Here is a 15,366-nt window from a genome sequence, read left to right as displayed (position 1 = left end):
GATTACGACGATATCGTAACGCAAATATCGAAATAAATATCCGGTTTCCCAAATCTTTAGCCAGACGATACGCTCAGACGTGCAATAGATTTTGGGAAAGGATGTGCTGGAATCATTTCGACAGCGGGGTATCCGGAGTTCCAAAAAGAAAACCGGGAGGATGAATCAATACATCCTCCCGGAGTGACTGGAGTCAGGTGGGCTGAAAAGCGGTAGGCGTTTTCAGCCCGTTTGACAGACTTTGGCTGATACGCCTAAGCCACGTCCGATTGTGTCGGAGATACGGTACCAGTGGAACTGTTTGAGGCCTCATGGACGGCCGTAGGCTCTACTCCCTCAGGAGCTACTGACTCATTGGCTGGTGCAGTTGTTGATGTGTCAGTTTGCTGCGCTTGTTCCTGCTGAGGCTTTTCCTTCGGTAACGGATACTTGTTTGTCAAGTTTGCTTCCGAGACCTTGATTCCATGGGTGATGCTCTTCAGGCGCCGAATAGTCACCGTTCCATATTTTTCCTCCAATTCGCTAATCGTACAATCCGTAGAGATGACGATCAGTATCCCACGTCGCTCGGCTTCCCGGATGAGCTTGTCGAATGGAGACAGCGAACGCTCTTTCCCGGTTCGGTCTTCGCCAACATGAGTGATGAAGATTGCCCGTTTAGACTTTAAAGTTACAATCTCAGACTGAAGGTCGTCGGGAGTTTCAAGCTCACTTTCATCCCCAACCCATTTGGAGGCAATACCTTGCCATGTAAAAATTGCCGGTAGGATGAATCTTACGAAGGTTGTTTTTCCCCGTCCCGGATCACCCCAGAGCACAAGACCTTTGTGCTGGTTGTCTGCCAACCAGTTGGCAATCTGATCATATTCAGGTTGCCACTTAGGGGCAATTCCCATGCGCCTGTAAATTTCTGCACAGAATACTTTTAGCCACTTCGTTGCATCAGGGACCTTAATTTCCTGAATTTCTTGCAGTGCAGTGGGGACCGGTAATTTGCTTTCCTTCATTACTTGCAGTAGTTCGTCAAAAGACGAATAATGTCTTCTTACCATGGTTCGTTGTTTAGTGATTCGTTATTTGCTGAATTGCTATTTTGCTCGTTCTTCGATGCTTTTGTCTTGTGCTTCAGATGCTGCTTTTCAGCCCATTCCCGTTTTCTTTCGCAGGTCGCCTGATATTTGGCGGCGTTGCGATCGAAATGTGGTCGCATTTGTTCAAAGGCAATCTGGACGATCCGATTGGAACTGGAGAACTGTCCATCTATGTGGTACTTGAAAATACCAATAATCAGGTCTTTGCACTCTTCAGGAGAGAGTGCTTCAAAACAACCGAGCATGTCGGCATACATCACGAAACTTTTCGGTTTTGTTAGTGTTAATTTTCTCATAATTAAATACTTAAAGTTAGGTTAAAACTTTTGCAAATGAAAAAGAATGTTCCGATAGATGACTTTGAACAGTTGAGCATGCAGTGGTCGTATTGCCGGTCGCATTGAGTGGGGTGGTATTTTGCGGACTGGCGGCTGACCGTATGGAAGTACCTACGGCCACTCTCTCCGTACTCTGAAGCCAGAGAACATCCGATTCGCAGCCAAGTATCGTAGTCATCAGCGATGTTCGTATTCGTTCGTTCGATCAGTGATAACAGCCGCTCGACACGGTGGGCGGTCGTATCGCTGCGTCCAGAGCAAGAGATAGGCACATGGAGCCGGATATTCGGACGTTGATAGACCATCTTGCAGTATGCCTCTGGAACTGGTATAAGCACCGGGTGAGGATCATAACTAGCCCCTCGCAAACGGGCTAAGTCTCGACAGTGCATATCTACGATTATCCCCTGTTTCTTTAAGTCTTCGGCAATAGCGCGGAAGTAGACATCGTGTCGTTGCGGATTCGCAATTTTGATCAGAAGGAATATGCCGCGGCCGCTTGCTGACAAACCTGCGTAATAAAGGCCAGGGAAGGAAGCTACCTCCTGTTTGAGGACTTCCCAGTCCGAGATATGTGGGTTCTCGGCTCCATCGATGTCGATGCACAACAGCCCGCTATGCTGGATGAGCTGATTGGCATTCCGTTGCTGAAAGATCCCGCTGGGCGTAATGCAAGGCAGGGATGCTTTGAGTGCCCGGCGTTCCTCCGGGTTTTGGCTTTTACGGATGGCCTCAATGGGGAGGCGGAACTCATCGGAGCAGAGCCAAGAGCCAAGCTCGATAGTAGCTACGGGATAAGTTTCCCGGAAGTTCCTGAAAAGGGAAACCTTATAGGAAGGGTTATTATTGCTCATAATGGGTTTCGTTAAAAGGGGTTCGTCTCATTCTACCTTCAGTTACTCTCATTTTTTTTAGTACCGACTATCTCTTTGTCGGTACTAAAAAATGAGTACCATTTTTATTGTTATTTACATCATCAAGTATATTCTCATGATAATAAGAATTAGGGGCCATTAATTGGGGTTGAACAGGGACCATCGGCTTACAGGTTTTGTGAATTACAATACTCATCGATAGTCTGGATTTTTTCCGCCTGCATCCAGGCTAAGATTTCCGAACGCTTGAAAACAATTTTGCGTCCGCCGTGTGCAGGTCGGTGGAACGGAATCTGGTGCGTCGAGGTCAGTTGGTAGATAGTCGACTTGCTGTAGCCAGTAAGTGTCGCGACCTCGGCCGTATCCATGAGTTCTGGGACCGGTTCTGCATTTGACATCTTGCCTGCGTTCTGCAAGCATTCGGTAATCGCTGCTTTTAATTGTCCAACCGTCATCATTGCGATGGGCGAGTCGGGTGAGATGCTAAAATTTGTCATTGACTATGTCGTTTTTTTGATGACTTACTATATCCACGCATATTCGGCCTCTTCCGAAAATTTTTGAGCCTTTTGTTGTTCAAAATAGCGTTAAAGTTGGTCTTATTATCTCTATGTGTGTAATATTATATACTTTACGCTTGGGAAAATAGAAAATATATACTTTGTGCTTGGTTGTGGAAGAATTATACCCTTTGCGCTTGGGAATAAAAGAAAAAATAGATTAGTGAAAATTTGCGGTGAATTCTCTGACTATCTCGAGATCATCTTCATTTTTTTTCTCCGGCTTTTCAAGAACTTTTAGAATGACCTTTTTGATTCGAAGTATGCTCTTATACGATTTGATACCTACCATGTCTTGTAATTTGAGAGCAGGAGTATTTATATTCTCAATTTTGAGGAGGTAAATAATGTAGAACCAAATACGAAGATCTATATGCGTATGTGCGAACATTGTCGATTGAAGTATCGAGAATTCCGATAGGCAATCTTTATTGAAACAGTACAATTTTTTGGCATCGTATTTTTGACGACATATATTACGAATGGCGCCACATTTAAGGCACATAAATGTTCCTTTAAATTTGGCTTTTACAATGAAGTCAAGCATGTCTTTTTCTGTTGGATAATAGCGCGCTATAAAATCCTTATATGATAATTTGGGTTCCGGAGTATGCATGTTCAACGTAAATTTGAGAATTGATGATTTTCCATTTTACGATGCGAGTGGTAGAATGATTTATATTGTTGTATAATGTTGATTATTATGCAAATATAAAAATAATTAAGTAGGTTATCCAAATTATAAGGACTAAAAAATCGAGGAAAAAATTCATTTCTCCTCGATTGGTTTTGTAAGATGATACGTTAGCGATCTGTATTAGAATAGTTCCTCAAGATGCCAGGCTTGGAGATGTCGGATTCCGTTGTTCGATGGGAAAGCCACATCGTCGAGTGATACGACGATTTTTTCAAAATTATCTTGAATCGCTTCTAGTGGGGCATATTCTCGACGGATGGTCGCCTCTTCAGTCATGGCATATGTACATTGCAAGTAGATGGTTCTATCGCCTTTCCAGGCTACGAAATCTACTTCTTTATTTTGGACCGTGCCCACATAAACCTTGAAACCTGCCCGGCGAAGTTCCAGATAGACCAGGTTTTCCAGTTTGTAGCCGATGCCGTATCCGAATCCGGGATAGAGGTAATTTTTAAAAGCAAGGTCATTGATGTAATATTTGCAATTTCCTGAAATCGTATCCTTCCCCCGAATGTCGTATCGCTCGGCCTTATGTATCATAAAAGCGTCTTCGATATATCCGATGTAGTTTGAAACGGTATCGTAAGACACTCTACGACCGTTGCTCTTGAAATAGTTGGTAATGCCGGTTATCGAAATCAAACAGGAGGCATTGTTTACTAAATAGACGAAGATATCCTCCAACAGTTTGGCATCTTTGATATTATGCCGTTGAATTATATCTCGGAGGAGAACGGTATCTTTAATGGCTGATACATAATTACGCTTTGTTTCTTCATTCGGCAACATGAAGAGTTCAGGCAGGGCTCCGTCCTCCATGTAATCTATGTAGTTTGCTTTGGAGAATTCTTTGTGTGTGATGCCAATATATTCATTGAAACTCAACGGGAATACTTCGAATGATATATAGCGTCCAGATAGCAGCGTTGCTAATTCTCCAGAAAGCATTTTTGAGTTTGAACCACTGACAAATATTTCGTAATCGTCAATGAAATCTTGGGAATGTGAGTTTACGAAATGTTCCCAGCCATCTATGTTCTGAATTTCGTCGATGAATAGCCAGACTTTTCCTTTGGGCTTTAATTCGGCTCTATATAATTTCAGGAGTTTTTCTAATTCTTTATAGTCCGTTAAGAAATCGAAATCCGTGAATTCTTTGTTGATATAGAATACGTTTCTTGGATCGGCTCCTGCCTTTATCTGGCGTTGGGCTATCTGTCGCAGGAGATAGCTTTTCCCTGATCGGCGTTGGCCCACCAATACTTTAACCAGTTTATTGCCGATGTATTCTGCAATTTTGTTTGTGTAATGTATCCGGGGAAATCCAGTCGCCGGAACATTTCCATCCCAGAAATTGTATTTCTTTAGGGCGGCAAATCTTTCGTCCATACTCGAAAATTTTGTGTAAATATAGCAAATTTTAGACTAGAAACGAATTTTTTAAGATGGCAGTAGTATATTAAAGGCCAAAATCAAAATTTAGGTGTCGTTATTTATAGGACTCTTGCTGCTTCATCTACGACGCTGTTATCAAAGCTATCGAGATAAACGTTCGTTGTTTTTAGGTCAGCATGTCCCAATACCTGGGAAATCACATCCCGTTGAATTTTATTACGCTGCATCGTCATTGCCATGGTATGTCGGCTGACATAACTGGTCAAGCGAAGTTCTTGTATATTAAATTCCTCTGCCAGCAGATTCAGATATTTACTGTATTTCCGATAACGTCCCCGGATGTGGTTGTAAAGTTTCTCTCCGGAATAACCTGCACAAGTAACAATCGGAAGTAGAAAATCGTCGACTGTCGGTGATTCATCCCGAAGTGTTTTTAAGAGTGCTTGAATTGATTCATTGAGTTGAATATGAATTGGAACAACATTCTTTTGATGTTGAATCTTGTGCCGCTTGTAAATGATATAGTCAATTCCGTTTTGGCTGACGATATTATCTGAGGTCAAGTAGGCCATATCGATGAATGACATTCCGAAGCAATAATAGGAAAAGAGAAAAAGCTGTCGCGCGTATTCCGCTTGTGGATTGTGTGCCTGAGTCGATTTGATCATTTCGAACGTGTCGCTTGATAGGTACCGTTTGGCTGTAACCTCTTCTAACTTGGCAATCTCAAATTTACCTTTTCCGAATGGATAGGTATCGCTGGATGCTTCTCCTTCTTGAATTGCCCGATTCAGGATGGCTCGTAAGGCTTTGAGATAATATTTCCGGGTATTGCCTTTGTTGCCTCGTTTTTGTAAATATATGTCGAAGCCATTAACGTATTTTAGGTCTATGTCAGGGAACAGACGTTGTCCTAATTTGGGATCGTAATGTTGTAGCATGCGGAGTGTCTCTGAATAACAGGCGGCATTTCCGATATGTCCGGTTTCTTGAAGAGTTCGGATATGATTCTCTAAATAAGGTTTGAATTTGTTCTGTTTTGATGTATTTACAAATGCATCCTCAAACTGATTCAATGTCCAGTCTTTGTGTGAAAGTTCAAATTTCTCAATAATTTCCCTTGCGCGAACTTTATAACGCTCCAGCAGAGCATTGTCACAGATACGTTGTTTATTTGCGGCTTTTTGTTGTGGATCTTTTAATTTGGTTTGGATGATAAATGTTTCATTATCTTTGTCCCAGAATTCAGGGTCTGCAAAAATCTTGAGAGCTATGTATTTTCGTCGCCTGCATTTGGTGATACATAGCCGAATGGCATAACGCCCCTTGCTATCAGGGTTGTCGAAGCGAGGTTGAAAATGTAAAGTCGAGCTCATAGTAAGTTCAAAAATTTAATGGAACACAGCTGGAACACAACTAATCTAAACAACTATAAAAAGATGGATTTTTCAACTGTTTGTATTTGATGCAAATATAATGATTTGTAATTGATTATGAAAATTAAAATATTGAGATAACTCCTCTGGGGGGCGTGTGGTCGCTGGTTCGAATCCAGTCACCCCGACTGATGAAAAGGTTTGGTAATCTGATGATTATCGAGCCTTTTTCGTTTGTTGGCGGTTGATTGATTCGTGGCTTCTGATCCCGTTTTTGCGTTGGTTTACACGGGGTGTGTAAACCGTGGCGTAAACCGCCAAAAGGCTATGGACGCCACCATTTCAGTTATTTGCTTCAAAAGCAAAACCCTCGCCAACGGGGAGCATCCGCTTATGTTGCGCATCACAAAAGACCGCAAGCGGACGATGAAGAGTTTAGGCGTGTCGGTACATCCGTCGAATTGGGATTTCGACCGTAACGAACCTAAACCCAAGTGTCCCGACCGCAAGTACATTCAGCAAATCATTCTGAAAGTCAAATCCGAGTATCAAACCAAGTTGTTGGAGAAAGCCGCCCGCGATGAAGATTATACGGCTGAAACGCTCGTAAAGGAGCAATCCCGTGAGCAAATTCAGTCCGAGACGGTCGAGAGTTTCTATTTGCGGACGGTGGAACAACTCAAACGGGAGGGAGCCGTCGGCAATGCCTATGCCTATCTGAACTCCTACAACGTGCTGAAATCTTTTAACGCAGATAAACCGCTGTCCTATACGTTCGGTCAGATAGACGAAGCATTTTTGAGTGCTTTCGAGGGGTGGATGCGGTCGAAAGGCAACAAGGAAACGACATTGAGTTTTCAGATGCGGACTTTGCGGGATATTGCCAAACGGTTGAAAATTAAAGCAACTGTTACAACCTATGTGGCAAGGCACTCATACGCCGGGGTACAGAAAAGTGGTGTAGGAGCCGTTGTTTCCTGCGACGCGGCGGGTAATCAACGTTGGGTGTTCACGCCCGATCCGGCTGGAAAGATCGATTTCAGCGGTCCGGTGCTGGGCGCCGACGGCACGGTCTATATCTCGGTGAACAAGGTCGGCGGACAGATTGCCGCCCTCGACGGCCAGACCGGGCGGCAGATATGGCAGTATCTCTGCGCCGACGGATTCGGCGGTACGCCCGCCGTGGACTGCTACGGCAATATCCACTGCGGCGACAATGCGGGCTGGTACCACGTCGTCAAACCCGACGGAACGCTGCTCTTCAAGAAACGGCTGGGGACCAATATGTGGTCCTCGCCGGTGATCGCCGATGACGGGATGGTCTATGTCAACCTGAAGGACGGCGCGGCCTGCAAGCTGATCGCGTTCGACATGGGGTTGACGGGGCCGGCGAACTCCCCGTGGCCGCAGCGTGCCTGCACCGCTGCCCACATGGCGCTGCAACGATAGACTGCAGTACGGATGAAAAGGCCGACCGACATTTTTTGCCGGTCGGCCTTTTTTGTTGTCGATATGGTCGGAATAGTTTCTTGGGGAGAATATTTGAATGGAAATATTTGGTTATTCGGGCAATAATCCATACTTTTGTGTAGTAAAAATGCCTCTTGCACAGAGGCTATTCATTTACAGGGGTTCGGCATCGCTTCTGGTTCAGAAGCAAAGGTGACCGAGAGCCGGAGTTTCAGCGGCCAACCCCCGATTGCCTCGTAGAATAATCGTGTCGGATGACGGATTTATTATCTGCGGGGGATTATGGAGTATGCCCTTTTATCAACTATGTTCGATCAGCACGGCGACGAAGAACACTGGTATGCACTGAAAGTTTTTTACAACCGGGTGTTCGAGGTCGAAAGATTTCTCGCACAGGACGGGGTGAAGAGCTATATTCCGCTGCGCTGCGTGGAAACGACCGTCGGCGGGCGGACCATCCGGCGGCGCGAGCCGGCCGTTTCGTCGCTGATGTTCGTTCGCGGGCCCGAGCAATATGTACTCGAATTGACCAAGCGGCTGAAGAACACGACTCCCCTGATGACCTATTTCGACCGGGACACCCGGAAACCGGCTGTCATTTCCGACCTCGAGATGAACGTTTTCATGCTGGTCACCTCGACCGACGATCCCGGGCTGGAATACCTCGGCGAAGAGCCTTCGGACCTGCGTTCGGGCGACCGGGTGCGCGTCACGGAGGGGCCTTTCAAGGGGGCTGAAGGGTATATCAAACGCATCAAGGGCAACCGGCGCCTGATCGTCTCGATCGAAGGCGTCGTAGCCGTGGCGACGACTTATATTCCGGGGTGTTTCCTGGAGAAGATCGCCTGAAACAAAATCCGCTTTCCCCGGACGGCCGTCTGCCGCGCCGGGGTATCTGAAATACGATTAATCCGATATTTTAATACGAAGGCAACGGGGTGTTCCGACCGCCTTCGTAATTTCAAACAGTAAGGACCGCCATGGATTTTCCTTGGGTTGCGCGGTTTTTACCGGTTTCCGGGTAGTTGCCCTCCAACGTTCCGGAGCTATAATTCACCTCTCTAATGCTTTACCGCCTGCTGTCACGGCTGGGTGCTGAAAAGTACCTGTCGTCACGCTATTTTTCGTCGTGGTTGATTCTCGTTATCGACACGTGCGTTTCGGTCTTTTCCACCTTTATTGCGTATTTGCTGATACGCGGTCTTTTTCCGAACCCGGTCTTTACCTTCTGGTACGGCCTGTGGCTGCTGGCGGGTTCGTGTGTGCTGAGTGTCGTTCCGTTCGTCCTTTTCCGCACGTTCCGGAGCATCATCCGCCACTCAACGCTGCGTGAGATCTGGAAACTCGGCGCCGCGGTTCTCTTCAAGGACATCCTGCTGTTCGGCTATGTCCTGCTCCTTCCCCAAAAACCATATCCGCCGTTTACGGCAATCTCCCTGGGCTTCCTGCTGGATGCCCTGGTCACCCTGTTCCTGCTGCTGGGCCTGCGCCTCTGCATGATCGTTGTCTACGACCTGATCAAGCTGAAGCAGACGCGCCGCGACAACTGCAGCCGGGTGCTGGTTTACGGCACGGGCGACAAGTCGGTGTCGCTGGTTCCGCGGCTGCAGAACTCGCCCCACTATCGCGTGGCGGGGTTCCTGACATACGGTAAGCGCCTGCGGAACCATACGGTCGCGGACTGTCCGGTCTACTATTTCGAGGATGCCGGAAGCATGGAGTACCTGCGCGACCGTTTCGATATCGATGCCGTGCTGTTCGCCACGAACGACGATGCGCAGGAGGAGCAGGAGCGCCTGATCAATTACTGCGCAGAAAAAGGCGTCAAGGTGCTGATATCGCCGCCGATCGACGAGGTCATCGACGGCAAGATCATGAAGCAGTCGATCCGCGAGATCAAGATCGAAGACCTGCTGGGACGCCCCGAGATCGAGATTTCGATGTCGGAGATCGAGGCCAACTTCGCGGGTAAGACGGTGCTTGTGACGGGTGCCGCCGGATCGATCGGCTCGGAGCTGTGCCGTCAGTTGGCGACGTTCGGGGTGAAGGAACTGATCCTGTTCGACAACGGGGAGACCCCGATGCACAACCTGCGGTTGGAACTGGAGGAGCGTTATCCGGAGTTGCATTTCGAACCGGTTATCGGGGATATCCGCATCGAACGGCGTCTGGATTTTGCATTCCGGACCTACCGTCCCCAGGTGGTATTTCACGCCGCGGCGTACAAGCACGTTCCGCTGATGGAGGAAAATCCCTGCGAGGCCGTGCTGGTGAATGTTGCCGGAACGCGCAACGTGGCGGACAAGTGTCTGGCGTACGATGTGGAGAAGATGGTGATGATCTCGACGGACAAGGCAGTGAACCCGACGAATGTGATGGGTTGCACGAAACGCCTTGCGGAGATTTATGTGCAGTCGTTGGGGCTGTCGATCGAGCAGGGCGTAACGAAAGGCAAGACAAAATTCGTGACGACGCGTTTCGGGAATGTGTTGGGGTCGAACGGTTCGGTGATTCCGCGTTTCCGGGAGCAGATTGCCAAGGGCGGTCCGGTGACGGTTACACACCCGGATATCACGCGTTTCTTTATGACGATCCCGGAGGCCTGCCGGCTGGTGATGGAGGCGGCCACGATGTCCGGGGGCAACGAGATTTTCGTCTTCGACATGGGCGTTTCGGTGAAGATTGCCCACCTGGCCCGGCGGATGATCGAGTTGGCGGGCTTCGAGCCCGAACGGGATATCAAAATCGAATATACGGGCCTGCGGCCGGGTGAGAAACTCTACGAGGAGGTGCTGTCGAACAAGGAGAACACGCTTCCGACGCCCCACGACCGCATCCGAATTGCGAAGGTTCGGGAATACGACTATGGCGAAGCTCAGGAGGTCGCCGAGGAACTCGAGACGCTGTCGCGTTCCGTGAACATCCCGGACATGATCCGCCTGATGAAGCGGACCGTGCCGGAGTTCAAATCAAAAAATTCTGTATTCGAAGCATACGATAACCGGAAAACCGAGGTTTAGGCACCATGTTGAAGAAGTCTCTCTATATCACCCTATTTTTCATTCTAAGCGGCATTTTGGGCTTTTTATGCCAAGTGCTATATGCCAAGTATTTTGGTGCGGGACCCCAGATCGACCTCTTTTTTGCTTTGCACTCGATTCCGACGATCATAACCGGTGTAGCTCCCGTGATCTTTGCTTCGGTTTTTATCCCGGTCTTTGCAGAGATAGGGCCGAAACGGCTACCTGGTTACATTATGGTTGTCCGAAAACGTGTGGTCTTCTTTAGTTTACTTTTTTCGCTGGTCGGAGGGACCTTGACTTACTGTAATCTTGATCGGATTTATCCCGGGGCGCTCAATGAAGAGACTTATCCGTTGGCGGTTGGGTTGTGTCTGTTGTTCTGGGCATCGACTTGTTTTTCGCTCGTCAATGGTTTTTGGGCCTGTGTCCACAATTATTTCAAACGTTTTGTCTTGATCTCAGTGATTCCACTGTTGGTCTATATGGCTATTATTGTCTCGGTACTGATGATCGGCCCCCGTATCGGAGTACTTTCAGTAGCATTGGGCATGACTGCCGCTACGATCGTGCAGTTCATCATCTATCGCATCGCCGCCCGTCAGAGAGTCGATTCTACCTTGTGTACTGTGTGCCGCGATTATGTGCGCATCTCGCAATTGTCGGGGCGAATGCTCTTGATCACCGTTTCACTGCTTCCGTTCACGGCGTTCGGATTTATCGCCTATCAGTGGGGAGGCATTCTGGCACCGGGGGCAGTGTCGTATCTAGGCTATGCTCATAGCTTCAGCGGTTTTCTTTCCGTGGCGGCAAGCATGGGGCTTGCAACGGTTTCTTTCCCCGATTTGGCGAAAGAGCTGAGTAGTAAAGATCTACGCAGGATCCGTGTCGCATTGGACGCTTTTGAACGGGCCGTTCGGATGGCTGTACTCTTCATTTTGGTGGTCAGTATCTTTACGATCGTCTATATGCAACCAGTGCTTCGAATATTGTTACAGCGGGGAAAATTTGGGGCGGGTGATATTGAGAATCTGGCGAGTGTGATGCCTTGGTACTTTTTGGGCGGCTTGTGTATTGCTGTCATGAATCTGGTAAGAACTGTTTTTTATTCGGCGAAATTGTATGTGCATCTGGCAGTGATCGGGGTGGGGGCCACTATATTGTTCGTATGCGTCCGGTTATTACTGTCCGATCACATCTCCTTTGTGGAGGTGGGCATGGTCGAATTTTTCTGTTTGTTATTCTTCGCGCTCGTCTCGTTGGTATTTCTGCGGATGCGATATGCTTGTTTCGATTATTCATTTTACTTAGATATCTTCAAATACATAGTGGTCTGTATGGCCGGTTGTGTGGTGGCGGTTGTTGTCGACTGGCTTCTGCTTTGGGGTTTGGGGGGTATTGGTCGGATTATAGTATGTGGTACGATCTATATGGCGACAGTCGATCTGTTGTTAGTGAAAGTGTTACGGAGCGAGGAGATCGTGTGGGTTAACAGAACACTCTGTTATCGGCTTCGTAAGCTTGTCTTTGGTTGTAAAATCGGTAACGAATGAAAAAATTCTTCATTACCTATGGCGATGGCGAATTTGCTGCGAGCAAACGGCGCATCTTGGCTGAAGCTCGAAGCCTGAAGCTTTTCGATGATTGTAGGGCTTATGCTCCCGAAGACCTTTCGGAGGCAATTTTGAATTGTCCTGCTATGCGTGAAAAGCGGGGCGGGGGATTGTGGATATGGAAGCCTGATATAATTTTTGATGCCTTGCAGGCGATGGATGAGGGGGATTTTCTGGTCTATTGCGACGCCGGGTGCTCGTTACAATCTTCGCGGGATTGGAGGGTGTGGTTCGACACCCTCTCTCGATACGATATTTGCGCCTTGCGGATTGATCAGCGCAATGACCGTTGGACGCGTCGGGAGATCATCGACTATTTCGGTGACGGGGCATGGCTTTCCCGGCGTCAGTGCTGTGCTACGGTTATCATGGTTCGAAAATCGGAATTTGTGATGGATTTTATTTTAGAATGGAAGGATACGATTCTCAGATATCCGCATTTCGTTATGGATGTTCCTGTTGCCGATCGCAGACTGCAATTACGAGGCTTTATTGAAAACCGCCATGACCAGTCGGTTTATTCCGCATTGGTGTACAAATATCTGAATACCGGGCGAATAAAAATTCGTTGGGAACATATGGAAGGGCATGATTATTTTCGTCGGCAGGCAATTCGGGCGACTCGCTTGAGAGGCGAAGAAACAATATGCGAATCTAACTTTGAGAGACTGATATTGTTTTTTAAGGGTTTTTTACGCCATTTTATGTATTTACTCAAATTTAAAGTATAGCCATTGAAATGACACCTTGGATTTTAATGGTTATCTTGACTCTCTTTGTGTTTTATTGTATAAAATATATGATAAAACGAGGAGATGATCTACATGCTTTTTCTTTTCTAATATTATACATATATACCATTTTTGCTCAGATTGGATATGTATATTACCCGATTTTGTCCATGGGAATAGGAGCCTATTTCGGTCCTGCATTATACTATCGATATTGGGCATTTATGTTTTTGTCATTTGTTACTGCATTCTTTATATATAGGATGTTCCCACTAAAAAAGACAGTTATTTATGAGGTTTATCGTGTAAAGTATAGAAAAGAGTTTCGATTCTATTTTGGACTGATATTTTTATTTGTTTGTTTGTTAATATATTTTTACAAAAACCGGTCTGTATTTTCATGGGGTAGTGGAAATCCTATGGGCTCCAGTTGGTTTTCATTGTTGTTTTATTTTTTTACAATTAGTACTATTGTATTATATGCGGTAATCCGGTATTATCGTTCGTCAAAATTTAAAATCCTTTTGCTGATATGTTGTGTCACTTTTTTTATTCAAGTAGCATCGGCTGCCGGTATTAGGAGTTCCATCCTGTATTTTTTCATAGCGATTGCGAGCATCGAGCTTTCTCCTTTTATCGTTTCATTGAGGAACCGCAAAACTACGATTCTGAAATTTGTCGTATTAGGATGCTTGTTAGTCTATGGACTGTTGATCATCCTACAATTAAGAACTCAGGGAAGTATTTCTTTAAAAAAGGTTTTTCAAACAGACTTGAATGCTGGATCAAATGCATTACCTATATCTGAACAGATATTATTACAAGATTATTATGCCCCTTCGCATACATTGTTTGTTTCCATGTATTATGATATGATAGATCCCGTAGAAGTCATTAAATCTAATGTATGTAATGCAATTTTAGGCGTCCACTATCCACCTTTGACCAATACTATCGTAGCAAGGGTCAAAGGGGAAACTTTGGAAAGAGGCGTAGGCTGGTCTTATCACTTTTTTGTACAAGGCTATAATTTCATGGGTTTTATGGGCTTTTTATATAATGGTATTTTATGGAATATTTTACTTCGGATATGGCTTTTATTTGTTAGAACCGATAATGTCTTGTTCAGAAGAACAATGTATGCCCTTCTTATATTCTGTGCTACATTGGCAATGAGAAATCAGACGGCGCAATTTATTCGAAGTATCTATTTGAATTTTATTCCAGGGATGATCTGTTTGATTTGGGCGACGAATTCCCGTATTAGATTCCGGAAAAACGCTCATTGGGATAATCTGTTGAACCATTGAAATCTATTGTTTTGTGAAAATTGTCAATATTATCGGGGGCATCGGGAATCAGATGTTTCAATATGCATTTGCAGTGGCGCTTAAAGCCAGAAACCCGGAAGAGGAGGTGTTGATTGATACCTCGCATTTCAATGGCTACCGGCTTCATACGGGCTTTGAACTGAAACGTGTCTTTGATGTAAAGCTCTCATCGGCCAGAAGAGGACAGATTGCACGTCTCTCGTATTATATTCCTCATTATACGGTTTCACGCGCGCTCCGGCGGGTGTTGCCCGTGCGACGGAGCGAATATATCGAACTGGAGGCATTCCGGTACGATTCGAAAGCACTGGGGGTGTCGGGAAGCTTTTATTTCGAGGGATATTGGCAGTCGCCCCGGTATTTTGAGCAGTGTCCAGCAGCTGTTGCTGAGGTATTCCGTTTTCCGGAATTTTGCGACCAGTTGAACTTGAATGTAGCTCGATTGCTTAGGGAGCAGAATTCGGTTGCTATTCATGTTCGCAGAGGTGATTACGTCGGGGCTGCAAACTTTTCGGGGATATGCACACTCGAATATTACCAGAAAGCTTTGGAACAGGTTTTCGGACTGATAAAAACTCCCGCGTTCTTTATTTTTTCGAACGATATGGATTGGTGTCGGGAACACATCATTCCGCTACTGCGAGGGGCTGATGTGCATTTCATAGACTTCAATACAGGCCAGCAGAGCTATCGGGATATGCAACTTATGTCGCTGGCCAGAGGGTGTATTATCGCCAATAGTTCGTTCAGTTGGTGGGGCGCTTGGTTGAATGCTCGTCCGGACAAGTTCATTGTGGCTCCTGCGCGGTGGACGAACGGCTCCGATTCCACGGATATCTATCCGGTAGGTTGGATACTTATATAATTGG

Annotated in this window: 13 protein-coding genes; 7 read left to right on the top strand and 6 right to left on the bottom strand. The window is 46.3% G+C overall.

Annotated features, from left to right (window positions below; all coding sequences use genetic code 11):
• Positions 1-254 precede the first annotated feature (254 nt).
• From BN5935_RS02365 to BN5935_RS02335, 6 genes are all read right to left on the bottom strand, one after another.
• On the bottom strand, positions 255-1,052 hold the full coding sequence (locus tag BN5935_RS02365) for a P-loop NTPase family protein (RefSeq protein WP_064974680.1): 798 nt from the start codon (positions 1,050-1,052) through the stop codon (positions 255-257).
• Positions 1,046-1,387 carry a DUF6291 domain-containing protein gene (locus BN5935_RS02360; protein ID WP_064974679.1) on the bottom strand — a complete coding sequence of 114 codons (342 nt, stop codon included), beginning with the start codon at positions 1,385-1,387 and terminating at the stop codon, positions 1,046-1,048. The genes BN5935_RS02365 and BN5935_RS02360 overlap by 7 nt, the downstream gene beginning before the upstream one ends.
• Positions 1,388-1,389: 2 nt before the next feature.
• Positions 1,390-2,283: a PriCT-2 domain-containing protein gene (locus tag BN5935_RS02355; RefSeq protein WP_064974678.1), complete on the bottom strand. Its 894-nt coding sequence runs from the start codon at positions 2,281-2,283 to the stop codon at positions 1,390-1,392.
• A 188-nt stretch (positions 2,284-2,471) separates the two neighbouring features.
• Positions 2,472-2,801 (bottom strand): helix-turn-helix transcriptional regulator, encoded by a 330-nt coding sequence (locus tag BN5935_RS02350; RefSeq protein ID WP_064974677.1) that lies wholly within the window; start codon positions 2,799-2,801, stop codon positions 2,472-2,474.
• Positions 2,802-3,681: 880 nt separating this feature from the next.
• On the bottom strand, positions 3,682-4,950 hold the full coding sequence (locus tag BN5935_RS02340; protein ID WP_064974675.1) for an ATP-binding protein: 1,269 nt from the start codon (positions 4,948-4,950) through the stop codon (positions 3,682-3,684).
• 104 nt (positions 4,951-5,054) lie between these two features.
• Complete coding sequence (locus tag BN5935_RS02335; protein WP_064974674.1) at positions 5,055-6,332, bottom strand: site-specific integrase; 1,278 nt, start codon at positions 6,330-6,332, stop codon at positions 5,055-5,057.
• Between the two features lie 327 nt (positions 6,333-6,659).
• On the opposite strand from BN5935_RS02335, the gene BN5935_RS15055 reads away from it, so the two are divergent.
• The 7 genes from BN5935_RS15055 to BN5935_RS02300 all read left to right on the top strand — a co-directional run bounded on the left by BN5935_RS15055 (position 6,660) and on the right by BN5935_RS02300 (position 15,362).
• Positions 6,660-7,781 carry an outer membrane protein assembly factor BamB family protein gene (locus BN5935_RS15055; RefSeq protein WP_147625755.1) on the top strand — a complete coding sequence of 374 codons (1,122 nt, stop codon included), beginning with the start codon at positions 6,660-6,662 and terminating at the stop codon, positions 7,779-7,781.
• Positions 7,782-8,108: 327 nt separating this feature from the next.
• Entirely contained in the window at positions 8,109-8,651 is a 543-nt protein-coding gene (locus BN5935_RS02325; RefSeq protein ID WP_064974673.1) for a UpxY family transcription antiterminator, read from the top strand.
• A 215-nt stretch (positions 8,652-8,866) separates the two neighbouring features.
• A complete protein-coding gene (locus BN5935_RS02320; RefSeq protein ID WP_064974672.1) occupies positions 8,867-10,822 on the top strand; it encodes a polysaccharide biosynthesis protein in 1,956 nt (651 codons plus the stop codon).
• A gap of 5 nt (positions 10,823-10,827) precedes the next feature.
• The gene (locus tag BN5935_RS02315) at positions 10,828-12,375 is read left to right on the top strand and encodes a lipid II flippase MurJ (protein WP_064974671.1); all 1,548 of its coding nucleotides are present in this window, start codon (positions 10,828-10,830) and stop codon (positions 12,373-12,375) included.
• Positions 12,372-13,166, top strand: a complete 795-nt coding sequence (locus BN5935_RS02310) for a hypothetical protein (RefSeq protein ID WP_064974670.1) — start codon at positions 12,372-12,374, stop codon at positions 13,164-13,166. The genes BN5935_RS02315 and BN5935_RS02310 overlap by 4 nt, the downstream gene beginning before the upstream one ends.
• Before the next feature lie 68 nt (positions 13,167-13,234).
• Positions 13,235-14,476, top strand: a complete 1,242-nt coding sequence (locus tag BN5935_RS02305; protein ID WP_147625754.1) for an oligosaccharide repeat unit polymerase — start codon at positions 13,235-13,237, stop codon at positions 14,474-14,476.
• A gap of 13 nt (positions 14,477-14,489) precedes the next feature.
• Positions 14,490-15,362 carry an alpha-1,2-fucosyltransferase gene (locus BN5935_RS02300; protein WP_064974668.1) on the top strand — a complete coding sequence of 291 codons (873 nt, stop codon included), beginning with the start codon at positions 14,490-14,492 and terminating at the stop codon, positions 15,360-15,362.
• Positions 15,363-15,366: the final 4 nt, after the last annotated feature.

The organism is Alistipes provencensis (genome assembly GCF_900083545.1).
Classification (GTDB): Bacteria; Bacteroidota; Bacteroidia; order Bacteroidales; family Rikenellaceae; genus Alistipes; species Alistipes provencensis.
The sequence above is the reverse complement of the archived record's forward strand: the minus strand, read 5'-3'. Positions and strand labels throughout refer to the sequence as shown.

Bases quoted from the DNA above. Each gene is read 5' to 3' on its own strand.
- BN5935_RS02320 (WP_064974672.1), top strand. From the start codon at position 8,867: ATGCTTTACCGCCTGCTGTCACGGCTGGGTGCTGAAAAGTACCTGTCG.
- BN5935_RS02355 (WP_064974678.1), bottom strand. From the start codon at position 2,283: ATGAGCAATAATAACCCTTCCTATAAGGTTTCCCTTTTCAGGAACTTC.
- BN5935_RS02365 (WP_064974680.1), bottom strand. From the start codon at position 1,052: ATGGTAAGAAGACATTATTCGTCTTTTGACGAACTACTGCAAGTAATG.
- BN5935_RS02335 (WP_064974674.1), bottom strand. From the start codon at position 6,332: ATGAGCTCGACTTTACATTTTCAACCTCGCTTCGACAACCCTGATAGC.
- BN5935_RS02325 (WP_064974673.1), top strand. From the start codon at position 8,109: ATGTTCGATCAGCACGGCGACGAAGAACACTGGTATGCACTGAAAGTT.
- BN5935_RS02305 (WP_147625754.1), top strand. From the start codon at position 13,235: ATGATAAAACGAGGAGATGATCTACATGCTTTTTCTTTTCTAATATTA.
- BN5935_RS02350 (WP_064974677.1), bottom strand. From the start codon at position 2,801: ATGACAAATTTTAGCATCTCACCCGACTCGCCCATCGCAATGATGACG.
- BN5935_RS02360 (WP_064974679.1), bottom strand. From the start codon at position 1,387: ATGAGAAAATTAACACTAACAAAACCGAAAAGTTTCGTGATGTATGCC.
- BN5935_RS15055 (WP_147625755.1), top strand. From the start codon at position 6,660: ATGGACGCCACCATTTCAGTTATTTGCTTCAAAAGCAAAACCCTCGCC.
- BN5935_RS02315 (WP_064974671.1), top strand. From the start codon at position 10,828: ATGTTGAAGAAGTCTCTCTATATCACCCTATTTTTCATTCTAAGCGGC.
- BN5935_RS02340 (WP_064974675.1), bottom strand. From the start codon at position 4,950: ATGGACGAAAGATTTGCCGCCCTAAAGAAATACAATTTCTGGGATGGA.
- BN5935_RS02310 (WP_064974670.1), top strand. From the start codon at position 12,372: ATGAAAAAATTCTTCATTACCTATGGCGATGGCGAATTTGCTGCGAGC.